Origin of the sequence: Vibrio sp. J2-4, assembly GCF_021728155.1 — a bacterium.
In the GTDB taxonomy this organism is placed as follows: Bacteria; Pseudomonadota; Gammaproteobacteria; order Enterobacterales; family Vibrionaceae; genus Vibrio; species Vibrio diabolicus.
Genome location: NZ_JAKKCN010000019.1, coordinates 1 through 11,667, shown reverse-complemented (window position 1 = coordinate 11,667; position 11,667 = coordinate 1). Strand labels below are relative to the sequence as shown.

General features: G+C 40.6%; 15 protein-coding genes. All 15 read right to left on the bottom strand.

From position 1 onward, the window contains the following. Positions 1-698 precede the first annotated feature (698 nt). Positions 699-1,067, bottom strand: coding sequence for a hypothetical protein (locus L3V32_RS25430; RefSeq protein WP_237285600.1), 369 nt, complete (start codon positions 1,065-1,067; stop codon positions 699-701). Positions 1,068-1,213: 146 nt separating this feature from the next. After that, a complete protein-coding gene (locus L3V32_RS25425) occupies positions 1,214-1,537 on the bottom strand; it encodes a hypothetical protein (protein WP_053808975.1) in 324 nt (107 codons plus the stop codon). A 217-nt stretch (positions 1,538-1,754) separates the two neighbouring features. Next, a complete protein-coding gene (locus tag L3V32_RS25415) occupies positions 1,755-2,225 on the bottom strand; it encodes a GNAT family N-acetyltransferase (RefSeq protein WP_145533075.1) in 471 nt (156 codons plus the stop codon). 156 nt (positions 2,226-2,381) lie between these two features. Further along, a complete protein-coding gene (locus L3V32_RS25405) occupies positions 2,382-3,098 on the bottom strand; it encodes a riboflavin synthase (RefSeq protein WP_023585735.1) in 717 nt (238 codons plus the stop codon). Positions 3,099-3,251: 153 nt separating this feature from the next. Next, positions 3,252-3,773, bottom strand: a complete 522-nt coding sequence (locus L3V32_RS25395; RefSeq protein WP_025541711.1) for a GrpB family protein — start codon at positions 3,771-3,773, stop codon at positions 3,252-3,254. Between the two features lie 137 nt (positions 3,774-3,910). Further along, positions 3,911-4,405, bottom strand: a complete 495-nt coding sequence (locus L3V32_RS25390) for a GNAT family N-acetyltransferase (protein ID WP_152816099.1) — start codon at positions 4,403-4,405, stop codon at positions 3,911-3,913. Positions 4,406-4,557: 152 nt separating this feature from the next. After that, the gene (locus tag L3V32_RS25380; RefSeq protein WP_237285599.1) at positions 4,558-4,929 is read right to left on the bottom strand and encodes a RidA family protein; all 372 of its coding nucleotides are present in this window, start codon (positions 4,927-4,929) and stop codon (positions 4,558-4,560) included. Between the two features lie 147 nt (positions 4,930-5,076). Beyond that, a complete protein-coding gene (locus tag L3V32_RS25370; protein ID WP_025523884.1) occupies positions 5,077-5,451 on the bottom strand; it encodes a hypothetical protein in 375 nt (124 codons plus the stop codon). A 135-nt stretch (positions 5,452-5,586) separates the two neighbouring features. Beyond that, positions 5,587-6,306, bottom strand: a complete 720-nt coding sequence (locus tag L3V32_RS25365; RefSeq protein ID WP_172563206.1) for a hypothetical protein — start codon at positions 6,304-6,306, stop codon at positions 5,587-5,589. A 135-nt stretch (positions 6,307-6,441) separates the two neighbouring features. After that, positions 6,442-7,263 carry a hypothetical protein gene (locus tag L3V32_RS25360; RefSeq protein WP_065767811.1) on the bottom strand — a complete coding sequence of 274 codons (822 nt, stop codon included), beginning with the start codon at positions 7,261-7,263 and terminating at the stop codon, positions 6,442-6,444. A gap of 138 nt (positions 7,264-7,401) precedes the next feature. Beyond that, entirely contained in the window at positions 7,402-7,968 is a 567-nt protein-coding gene (locus L3V32_RS25350; RefSeq protein WP_237285597.1) for a hypothetical protein, read from the bottom strand. A 699-nt stretch (positions 7,969-8,667) separates the two neighbouring features. After that, positions 8,668-9,144 carry a sensor protein gene (locus tag L3V32_RS25335; RefSeq protein WP_237285596.1) on the bottom strand — a complete coding sequence of 159 codons (477 nt, stop codon included), beginning with the start codon at positions 9,142-9,144 and terminating at the stop codon, positions 8,668-8,670. A 722-nt stretch (positions 9,145-9,866) separates the two neighbouring features. Further along, complete coding sequence (locus L3V32_RS25320) at positions 9,867-10,205, bottom strand: tRNA-binding protein (RefSeq protein WP_237285595.1); 339 nt, start codon at positions 10,203-10,205, stop codon at positions 9,867-9,869. A gap of 150 nt (positions 10,206-10,355) precedes the next feature. Then, positions 10,356-10,835, bottom strand: coding sequence for a hypothetical protein (locus tag L3V32_RS25310; RefSeq protein WP_229032651.1), 480 nt, complete (start codon positions 10,833-10,835; stop codon positions 10,356-10,358). 132 nt (positions 10,836-10,967) lie between these two features. Beyond that, positions 10,968-11,525: a hypothetical protein gene (locus L3V32_RS25300; protein ID WP_237285592.1), complete on the bottom strand. Its 558-nt coding sequence runs from the start codon at positions 11,523-11,525 to the stop codon at positions 10,968-10,970. Positions 11,526-11,667: the final 142 nt, after the last annotated feature.

Sequence of the window (11,667 nt, the reverse complement as noted above, 5' to 3'; positions counted from 1 at the left end):
AATTAAGATTGAAGCCGGAATATCTCGACGCCCAAATACCACGAATCAACGCTGAAAATCGCGATTTTTGACCTGAATTTTTAGACTTTCTTCATATGGCGTATAACGCCCTGTTAAGGGGTGAGCAACGCAATACCGAAGCCGCCGCAAACCACCTTAAACACTAAAACCAACGCATAGTAAAAATGCCACGCGTTGCGAATCCCTCTTGAACAGTTTGTTAACTGAGCGCCTTTCAGTTTTCGCAGATCTTACAGCCACTTTAGCCAAAGTGGTTTTCCTAATTAATGATTAGTAAAGCTAACTCAAATATGTATTTAACCAAAAGATTACCGTTTATCTTTAGTTTGAAATGCGTCTCACAACACCATACTTCGGCAATGTAAGTGCGCCGAACTAATCGCGAATGCCTTATATTATTAGAAGGCTTTTTTCCGCCTTTCACATCAGTAAACTTAAGTACCAGATTGAAATTAGTCGCATTAGCTCAATTAAGGAAACCGACCGAACACGCTAAACTTCTGAACCTAGAAACCGTATCAATGTGCTTTCGTATTTTTTGCGCCAGTTAACGCCCTGCTAAGGGGTGAGCAACGCAATACCTAACCCGCCGCATACCACCTTAATCACCAAAATCAACGCATAATGAAAATGCCACGCGTTGCGAATCCCTCTTAAGCAGTTTGTTATGTGTTTCGTTAATGAATACAGATTTTATTAACGATTGCTTTCGTAATATCCGCGAAGAAATACTCTTGAGCTTCCTCTTTGGACAAAGCAATAGAATCATAAATAAAGGCAGAACCTTGGGCTGTTACCGTTTGTAACTTACAGTCAACCTTGATTATAGCCTTCAACGAACCTGACTTACCTTCACGATAGATTTTAATGTCGTTCAGCTGGCCCATATCTCCAGCGACATACCACTCATCAAAATATGGCCCGCCGACCATATCTTTATAAACAAACTCACCATCTAAACCAAAAGAACCTTCTTCTGCAAATACTGACGATTGGACGCAACCAAGCATAAATATTGCTACGCCAAATCCGATTACTTTGTGCATATTTTATCTCAAACTCTGATTACACATAACGCCCAATTAAGGGGTGAACAACGCCTCCACCCAAACCTAAAGCATTGTGCCATAAACACTAAATTTGAAGTAGAAGCAAAAATGCCGAGCATTGTGAATCCCTCTTAAATTGCTTGTTAGCGCGCTTTTATGCCAAGTTCACTGCATTTATTAAGCAACTCACTTTGGCCTAGATTTAACAGAGGATGCACATCATCCCAGTTAGTTTTACGCCCTTTTTCACCAGTTGTTTTTCCAGTAAGCAAACTAACTTGGTTCGATGCTTTATAACCAGCCTCATCTATCATTGATGCAATATTCTGGACCTTCATCTTAATTGAGGACAATGAACGACCACTAAAATCATTGATATCGCTTTCATCAAACTGGCTGCGACCAAATCTTGCAATATAAGTACAAAAGACAATCTCAGGTAACGTGTAATAGTTTCTTGGTGCCATACTCTTAACCCTCACAAAAACATCAGAATAAGAATAGACCGATACCCTTTCCAATGTCATCCAGGATTTGACTGGCCCAGCGCGCTAACGCCTTGTTAAGGTGTGAGGCACGCAATACCAAAGCTCCCGCATACCACCTTAACCACTAAAACTAACGCATAGTAAAAATGCCACGCGTGCCGAATCACTCTTGAACAATTTGTTATGTAGCCGACTTTCAGCTTAGTGCTTTCTGCCCAATTAGGATTTTGGGGGCAATACCAGCTTTGCGATACAAACTTAAAGCAGATTCATTGAAGGAATATACTTCTAAAAACAGCTCTTCTCCGCCGTTAGAGATAGCCCTTTCCTCAAATGCCTCTATTAGCGCCAATCCAACGCCTTGGCTTCTAAAGCATGAATCCACTACTATTTGTTCAATGCTCGCGATTTTTCGCTGTTTGAGCGTCCAAGACTTACGAACCCATAGCTCACCAAAAACAAAACCTACTAACTGCCCTTTGCTTTCGGCTACCAGAAAAATCGAGCTTTCACTTTCGATTATCTTGTGTAGGTCTATTTTTTGTTCAATTTCTTCCGGTGATAAGAAGTCATCAGGTAAATTTGCTTGATGATACTCATTAAGCTGAAACTGTAGTTTCTTGATAACACTGATATCTTCAATGCGAGCTTGGCGAATATTTAACATATATAAATCCTTTTAACTTACCGTCTTCTCGTGGCTACATAACGCCCTGTTAAGGTGTGAGCAACGCAATACCGATGCCGCCGCATACCACCTTAAACACTAAACGCAACGCATAGTGAAAATGCCACGCGTTGCGAATCACTCTTAAACAGTTTGTTAGTTCTTTGACCCACTGAGTGCCTGAGGTTTATAGCCTAGGGAATCCAAATCAACACCTTGCTCTAAAAGGAGTTTTTCAAACAATGGTAATAGTGGTCCAAGGTTTTCATTTAACGTGTCACGAACCGTATCAACAACTACTTGGGTACCACGCTCGATTTCTATATTGATAAAGTCACCGCTGGCTTTTGATTCGAAAACCGTCATTCTACGAGTCTCAGGAATAAGCCAAACTTCAAACCAACCTTCATGCTTATTTACGTCAGCTACAGTCAAGCTCGCTCCATTTAGAGCTATATAACCTTTAGGGAAAACGTATCTTTTCCAAGCATCAGGGAGTGCTAAGCGAACACAATAGTTATCCTCAATTTGTTTTACGTCGACGATAGCTACATTAAAGTCCACATGACCAGATAGCGGGTGACCGCCAATTTCTGCCCCATCTTTTGCGGCTCTCTCAGCGTTAACTAATTGGGATGAGCAATACTTACTCAGAGTTGTGATCAAGAGGCTTTGCAGCATTACGTCAAACTTAACACGAACATCTGACTGTATTTCAGTGACTGTCAGACACACACCGTCAATAGCAATGCTTGCCCCAATTTCTAGATCAGTACAAAACCCTTTAGGGAAGTCGATAACAAAAGTTCTAATCCCTCTTTGATCTGTCACATCAACAATTTCGGCTACCGCCTGAACTATGCCTGTAAACATACTTACTCCACTGATAGTTAAAACAACTTTGAGAACTAACGCCCTGTTAAGGGGTGAGCAACGCAATACCAATGCCGCCGCATACCACCTTAAACACTAAAACCAACGCATAGTGAAAATGCCACGCGTTGCGAATCCCTCTTGAACAGTTTGTTAGGCAAATTTCCAGTTGAGAGCCTTAGCCTCATGCTCTTTAATAAAGCTGTCTTTATGGCGGCAATATACATCTATGTCATTGTTGCAGATTGCTGCTCCCGTTTTCTTTAACACACCATACTCATCGGCCACTTCAGGAAAAACGATAAGATACTCTTTAAAAGCGATGTGTCTTTGCGCTTCATGTGAACCTGTTAGAAAGGCGTGGACTTGATGAGTTCGTTGAACCCCACCTTTTTGAAAGTAGCGCCTACCCGGGATACCAAACTCACCTTTAGCAAGATAACCTAGCGATTCCATCAAGCAACTTTGCTCATCCAGCTCACTGAGACATTTAACTTCAAGTAGAATATCTATAATTGGTTTCGCACATAGACCTTCAACTGAAGTGCTACCGATATGGTGAACTCCCACCACATTTTCTTGACTTAACGCATTACAGATTAGCGCTTTCTCTCGGTTAAAATCATCAGCCCACGACGACTGAAAATCTACGACTTCAATTATTCTTAAACTCACGCCTATCTCCATTTGCCTAACGCCGCGTTAAGGGGTGAACAACGCCACCACCTTACCTAAACCATTGTGCCATAATCACAAAAGCTAAACTTTGAACCAAAACTGCCAAGCGTTGAGAATCCCTCTTGAACGCTTTGTTATGTGCGTGTTAAACGGTAGCGCCTTACAGTGCCCTCGTTTTCACTTGTGTAGTTACCAAGATACTCACCGCCGCAGTTTTCGATAACCTTTTGGGATGCAGGATTGTCAATTGAACAAGTAACAATAACTGAGTCAGTGACAACATGGTCTCGCACCCAAGCGAGGAGAAATGAGGCTACACCTTTACCACGAGCTGACGGTCTAGTTTCGTAGCCAACATGCCCAATGACATTTTCTACGTTGGCATTAGTACCTTTACGAATTCGAATAGCACCTAAGATTTCAGAGCCAGATACGCAATAATAAGTTGTGCTGGGTAAATAACCGTTTGGTAATTCAGAAGTTGCCTTAGAACGTTCAGCCAGACCTGATAAATAAGCTTCAGGATCTTGATCAACGCCGAAATACTTAGGGATACCCGACTCCAAACATTCTTTCGCGTAACTCGCTAATATTGGAGCTAAATCTGGACTCGCTTCTACTACTTCCATGTCAATTTTCCTCAAAAGCACATAACGCCGCGTTAAGGGGTGCAGGCACGCAATACATAAGTTTCTGCAAAGCACCTTAAACACCAAACTCAACGCAAACTGAAAGTGCCACGCGTGCCAAATCCCTCTTAAACGCTTTGTTATGTTCGCACTCAAAGCGCTACTACTGCCTCAATTTCAATTTGTAAGTCCGGATGAATGAGCTTAGAAACTTCAACCAGAGAACAAGCTGGCAAATGGCCGTCATAGAAATGAAATAGTAGCTCTCGGATACTAGCTAACTTAGATATATCACGAACAAAAATGGTTAGCTTTACTAAGTTGTTTTTTGCACAGCCTTCCGCTTTGAGAACCGTTGAAATTTGATCGAGAATCTCTTTGGCCTGTTCTGTCAAACTAAGAACTTGAGCATCAGTACCGTAAGCTTTAAGCCCTGATATATAAAGTGTTTTTTTGTGCTTTGTTGCATGGACATAAGGCCCTGCGATTTGAGGTAAGCTTTCGTAAGTAACCCGTTCAACCACTTGATTTCTCCCTAGAACATAACGCCCTGCTAAGGGGTGAGCAACGCAATACCAAAGCTCCCGCATACCACCTTAAACACTAAGCACAACGCATAGTAAAAATGCCACGCGTTGCGAATCACTCTTAAACAGTTTGTTAGGCATATATCAAAAACAAGGTTCAACGCCTGTTAATTTTGTGTACATTTTAGTTTGGTTCTCATTTACTTCAGGAATCATGCATTTACTTTTGCCGCCATTAGTTAACTTCAATACATAACCATCTCTTGGTATATATTGAGCTTCAGGGGTGCTTTGCGAAAATACTCCCCAAGTAGTAGAAATAATTAAGCAAACTACAGTTAGGATAACTGCCCAAAATTGCGCTTGTTTTAGCTTTAAATCCCAATAACCTTTTTCGTTTTTGCTCTTAATAGATTCATTGTCATTTAAAGTTATTAACACTCTTACGCCGTTTGCATCATTCTCTTTAGCTACAATCCCTGTTTCTTTTAATGCATCTATAAGCTCTGACTTATTCACTAAAACTCCTTATATGCCTAACGCCCGCTTAAGTGGTGAGCAACATTACCATGACACTCAATTATTGCACCGAAGACACAAAAGCCAAATCAAACCAAAACCGCCGAGCGTTGCGAATCCGCCTTAAAGCGTTTGTTAAGCTGCTGGTTGGCGTGACTTCTGCTCTACGCATGCGAACTGGAGGTTTGCTATCAACATATTAGATGCTCGTTTGTAGCTGATCATTGCCAGCAAAGCGAACACGGTAAACAAAATTACGTACATGAAGCCTTCAAAGCTACTTTTTAGGAATGTTTCGTCTATTGGTTTATCCGATAAGCTTAGAAAACGTAGTTGAAAGTTAAAGGCTAATAGATAAAGCCCCCAAAAGGCACCGATTATCCATTTATAAAACTTTACTCGAGCCTCAATACGCTTCTCGACTTTTTCAAGATTACTTTCTAAGAGTTCTATGTCTGACTCAGATTTAACCCCATTCTCATCAAGTATATCGACGATTTTATTTACACTAACTTCTGTTGCTCCATAGAACGCATAGGTACTAGGCGTCAAAAAGGTCGTTAGTAACAAGACTCCCCATATGCAGATGTTGGTTAGTATGAGAAATATCTCTCGAGGCATCTCTATTTTTGATGAAAAAAGAGCTAATACAACAAGTGCGGCAAAACTACAGAAAGACCATACAGCCATAGGTTTTGTGAAGTCCCCAAAGCCGATTTTTAAATAAACCAAAGGGTATACAAAAAATCGCTGGGCTGGTTTTAACAAACTTCGATTTATTGAGAATCCTAGTAAGGCGGATTCCGAAGCTTCTAATATTTCTTTTGTTTTTATAAACATATCTACAAGTTCCATTGCAGCTTAACGCCGCATTAAGGTGTGAGCAACGCTACCACGAAAATAAACCATACCACCTTAAACACAAAACCCAACGATGGAATAAAAATGCCATGCGTTGGGAATCACTCTTAAATGCTTTGTTAGGTATATTTAGCCTCGAGGATCAGGCCAAGATGTTTTTCCAACTTCAAATGAGTCTGGGTCAAAAGCTAGAAGCTCATTTCTCTCGAAGGGCATAAGAACTCTCCCGCCGTATGCTACCTGATTAGACGCTTTATTCGGCCAATACACATTGTAAGTCAACACATTCATATGAGAGTAAACTTTGCTTATCTGAGGAGAACCACCAATATAAGGTCGTTCTGGGTCAAGAATAAACTCTTTAAGCACTTCGAACGGTTCCATTTGCATACCTTCTTCCTCTACCCTTCCACGCTCACGAAGAAGGTCATATGCTCGCTCATTTGCCTGTCCTGCGTCATCTCCCATAAACGCAAAATATTTGTTTCCCCCACCTTTTTTACGATGCATTGAAGCACTTCTAAACTTGAACTCGTTGTTTGCTTCATCAAAGTACACTGTCCAAATTCGAAAATCTTGAACTTTCCAAGAATACCCAGCCAAAATAAATTGGACTGCGGCAGGATCAGGCCTAGATTGTCCCATAGGTAAGTTAGCAATACTTCGCCACATATCGTTAAAGATATTTAATAAATGACCTCGTAGAATCGTCAAATCATATGCGCGAGAACGCATTTTCGGGTGCATTTGAACCGCTGTTTGTAGTTGCAACATCAACGGATATGCGTTGTCTGTATTTCCTGCAAATGCAATAACTGCGTCCCCTCGCCCTAGATCGAGAACTTTAGTACCAATATCCCACTCTCTACCACCACTAAGCCTTGAGTCACTTGCCACATATAACTCTTTAGTTTGATTATTATGTCGAACCCAAGCTGTAACTAACGTCATTTTTTTTCCTCATTTTATACCTAACGCCCAATTAAGGTGTGAGCCACGCAACCACGACACTTAACTGGGACGCCGTAAACACTAAACTAGACCCAAACCAAAAATGCCAAGCGTGGGGAATCACTCTTAAATTGTTTGTTAGGCATGTGCCACCGAATTTTCCTTAAACACTTCAAATACAGGAGACATAACGTCAAGTATGTGGAAACCATACACCAACGCTACAGGAACTGTATTGTCGAACTTGAACATAGACTTATTGTCGATTGGCACTGGATATTTAGGTGACCACTTAACTGAATCTGTTAGATGAGCCAACACAATTCTCAGAGCTTTCTCATCACTTTCATATTTATGTAAGCCAAGCTCAAAAATGCCCGCCTCTTCGGCTAAATCAACTAAATTGTGGCTTAATTTCTGCCTATCGCCTAAACCTTTTAGACGAACCTTGTCTCCATTAATTTGGAATTTGACTTTATCAGGGTACCTAGAAACCAGCATACCTTTTAAGCCATTTTCCAAGGCTATACCATAATGATAATGTGCATTACCCCAAAGGTCTTTGAATAGCTCTGAATTCCCGATAACCTCATCGTCATCAAGCATTAGCTTTAAAATTTTATCCGCAACTTTCTTTTGTACGAAAGCACACTTAAACCACTCATCAGGGTTTGAAGCTTTATTTATATATTCTTGTTTTTCCATTGTGAGCCAAAACTTTCAAAAGATGCCTAACGCCCTGTTAAGGTGTGAGCAACGCAATACCGATGCCTCCGCATACCACCTTAAACACTAAACGCAACGCATAGTAAAAATGCCACGCGTTGCGAATCACTCTTAAACAGTTTGTTAGTACATGCGCTACTTCTATTTATGCTCTCCAAGATATTGAAAACTCAGATGATATGAAAGGCTTTGAACACTGAAGTGAGACGGGCAGCTACAAAACTTTACCCCGATTGAAAGACGAAAGTTGTCTAGAAGAAAAACGCACTGAACTGCCCTACTTTCACTTGCTTCAAATTAGAAAAGGATTCTTTCCTCGTACTTCAACAGCCACAACAAAAGTGATCAAGGTTCTCTCAAAAACCACCACGAAAATGAAGAAGCACCAAAGAAATAGGATAAGAGTTAGAAGCCGTAAACGATGAAATCAAAGCGAACACTTCGCATATAGTGCCACCGGAAAGAACGTGAAAGGCACTAGCTGAAAGGTGTAAATACGAGCGCCAAAACAGATAAACACCAAAATTTATGACCTTTGATGTCAAACCCGTACTAACGCCCTGTTAAGGTGTGAGCAACGCAATGCCGATGCCTCCGCATACCACCTTAAACATCAAACACAACGCATAGTAAAATGCCACGCGTTGCGAATCACTCTTGAACAGTTTGTTAACTGTACTACTCAGCAGCAAATGGCTTAGTCGAAATTTTCATGTAATTTATTGAATCGATAAACCGCTGTGCCTTTTCTAAACTTCTCGTATAAAAACGCTTAACAACCTGTTGTTCATCGTTCTTTAGCTGAATGATAAACCAATCTCTTTTGCTATACAGTTCAAGCGCCAATATCGAGTTGAAATAATACCTTGAATTGATTTCTGATAGCCTTACGTTTGAAGATGACAGGAGCAAATGTGAAGCGTCATTATAATTGCTAACTGCCACTGCTTTTGAATTTTGACCTTCTGATAACCCGATATAAGAACTGGTCACAACAAGACCTTCAGGTCTAAATTTTTGGGGCTGTTCCATTATGACCTGTTCAATCACATTCGCCGCAACTTCTGTGTTTACCATATCAGAAGGAGAATAAGGTACTTGCTTAGCAACACACCCTGTTAGCAAAAGAACCAAAAATATAAACCACTTTTTCATTTTAGAAACGACCTGTTTTTGTGCAACTTACTCGTAATTTTTATATCGAAGTACAGTTAACGCCTTGCTAAGGTGTGAGTAACGCAATACAAAAGCTACCGCATGACGCCCTAATCACCCTAAGCCACCGCATAGTAAAAATGCCACGCGTTACGAATCACTCTTAAGCAATTTGTTAGTACATGCGCTACTTCTATTTGTGCGCTCCAAGATATTGAAAAGTAGCATGATATGAAAGGCTTTGAGCACTGAAGTGAGACGGGCAGCTACAAAAGTTAAACTCGATTGAAAAACGAAAGTTAGCTAGAAGAAAAACGCACTGAACTGCCCTACTTTCACTGGCTTCAAATTAGAAAAGGATTCTTTCCGCGTACTTCAACAACCACACCAAATGTCATCAAGGTTCTCTCAAAAGCCACCACGAAAATGAAGAAGCACCAAAGAAATAGGCTAAGAGTTAGAAGCCGTAAACGGTGAAGTCAAAGCAAACACTCCGCATATAGTGCCACCGGAAAGAACGTGAGAGGCACAAACTGAAAGGTGCAAAGACGAGCGCCAAAACAGATAAACACCAAAACTTATGACCTTTGATGTAAAACCCGTACTAACGCCCAATTAAGGTGTGAAGCACGCGACCTCGATACCTAATTTGACCACCGTAAACACAGAACTTAACGCAAACCAAAAGTGCCAAGCGTGCTGAATCACTCTTAAATTGTTTGTTATGCTAACTTTGCCCCGTTTGGTAGCGTCATATCAACTGTAGAAAGAACTACTGAACCATCTGGACGATATAATCCCGTAACAAGACACTCAGACATAATTGGACCAATCTGTTTAGGTGGAAAATTTACTACAGCTAAAACCTGTTTACCTAAAAGATCCTCTTTGGAATACAACTCTGTAATTTGAGCACTGGATTTCTTCACACCTAGCTCTGGACCCAGATCGACTTTCAATTTATAAGCTGGTCTACGAGCCTCAGGAAAATCCTCAACTTCGGTAATCGTACCTACACGAATATCAATTTTTTGGAAATCATTCCATTCTATATATTCCATTGTCTTCCTTATTTAACCGTTGGCATAACGCCCTGCTAAGGGGTGAGCAACGCAATACCGAAGCCGCTGCACACTACCTTAATCACTAAATTCAACGCATAGTAAAAATGCCACGCGTTGCGAATCCCTCTTGAGCAGTTTGTTAGGTTTTTACTCAAATAGTTCGTTAAACTTCTCTGTATCCCACATAGAAACAATTGGTGAGTCTGATACTACCGCTTTACTAAAACCATACTTTTCACTTTGAGTAACGAAAGCTATAGGAGCATTTTTATATAATAAGGCTACTGAGTTACCATCAGCCGACCATAAGAAGCTAAAATCTTGCTCTGCTGTTTTTGCAATAACTGCTACTTCAGAAGCTAGGCCTTCATGTAATTGTAGTGGTTCTCCTGCCCTCATTTTCTGTTTCCAAGTTTCCTCAGAAACAGGAGCGTACTGTATGTATGCGACAGCGTCTCGTTCTGGCTTTTGAGTCTCTGGCTTAGTTAAGTAAAGCACTCCAGACTGGTCAAACTCGTCGAGAATTGCATAACGATCAGACACTTTATTATATGAGCTTAAAAACAAACCCTCGGACATTACTACTCCTGACATCAAAGTACACAAGATAAATATTACTTGCTTCATGTTACTCCGAAAACCTAACGCCCAATTAAGGTGTGAAGCACGCGACCACGACACTTAATTTGACCACCATAAACACCAAACTCAACCCAAACCAAAAATGACAAGCGTGCTGAATCACTCTTAAATTGTTTGTTAGCTTTGTGCCCAAAATTGCAATGCAAAACTTACAAACAACAGAAGCACTCCAAAAAAACGGGGGGCTTGATGTGTACCAATAAACTCTTTCTCAGCAGAAACGCAAACACCGATAATTAATTGTAACAGCACACCGAGTAATGAAAACATTACAAAGTACACAAACAGAACCACATTCAGAATCCAATTTGTAACCGTCAGTAGCAATGGAAAATGATCTGCGATTTTTATAACTAAGTAAAACCATGCAATAAAACAGATAACACCAAAAATGATCCATACATAAGTTTTGTGGGCGCTTTCATTTTCAAGTAAAGGGTAGAAAAGTAGATAGCCTAATAGAGATGAATAGACACTGAGTGCCTTAATTGTAGAAAAGACTGTTTGCTCGGTTTTAGTTAAATCATCTTTGAAAAACACATCAAATCTAAACTGCACTCGTTTCATCAGCCTAAACATAATACTAATTCTACGAAGGATACTTGATTTAGCCACATCCAATGCTAGCAATAAAGTACCTAACATACCGAAAACCAAGGCTATATGAATAGTCATTTAATCCTCCAAAAAGCTAACGCCGCATTAAGGTGTGAGCAACGCTACCACGAAACCCAACCAGACCACCGTAAACACAAAACCTAACGATGGAATGAAAAATGCCATGCGTTGGGAATCACTCTTAAATGCTTTGTTATGT

Bases quoted from the DNA above. Each gene is read 5' to 3' on its own strand.
- L3V32_RS25430 (WP_237285600.1), bottom strand. From the start codon at position 1,067: ATGCACAAAGTAATCGGATTTGGCGTAGCAATATTTATGCTTGGTTGC.
- L3V32_RS25425 (WP_053808975.1), bottom strand. From the start codon at position 1,537: ATGGCACCAAGAAACTATTACACGTTACCTGAGATTGTCTTTTGTACT.
- L3V32_RS25360 (WP_065767811.1), bottom strand. From the start codon at position 7,263: ATGACGTTAGTTACAGCTTGGGTTCGACATAATAATCAAACTAAAGAG.
- L3V32_RS25405 (WP_023585735.1), bottom strand. From the start codon at position 3,098: ATGTTTACAGGCATAGTTCAGGCGGTAGCCGAAATTGTTGATGTGACA.
- L3V32_RS25350 (WP_237285597.1), bottom strand. From the start codon at position 7,968: ATGGAAAAACAAGAATATATAAATAAAGCTTCAAACCCTGATGAGTGG.
- L3V32_RS25390 (WP_152816099.1), bottom strand. From the start codon at position 4,405: ATGGAAGTAGTAGAAGCGAGTCCAGATTTAGCTCCAATATTAGCGAGT.
- L3V32_RS25310 (WP_229032651.1), bottom strand. From the start codon at position 10,835: ATGAAGCAAGTAATATTTATCTTGTGTACTTTGATGTCAGGAGTAGTA.
- L3V32_RS25300 (WP_237285592.1), bottom strand. From the start codon at position 11,525: ATGACTATTCATATAGCCTTGGTTTTCGGTATGTTAGGTACTTTATTG.
- L3V32_RS25365 (WP_172563206.1), bottom strand. From the start codon at position 6,306: ATGGAACTTGTAGATATGTTTATAAAAACAAAAGAAATATTAGAAGCT.
- L3V32_RS25320 (WP_237285595.1), bottom strand. From the start codon at position 10,205: ATGGAATATATAGAATGGAATGATTTCCAAAAAATTGATATTCGTGTA.
- L3V32_RS25415 (WP_145533075.1), bottom strand. From the start codon at position 2,225: ATGTTAAATATTCGCCAAGCTCGCATTGAAGATATCAGTGTTATCAAG.
- L3V32_RS25335 (WP_237285596.1), bottom strand. From the start codon at position 9,144: ATGAAAAAGTGGTTTATATTTTTGGTTCTTTTGCTAACAGGGTGTGTT.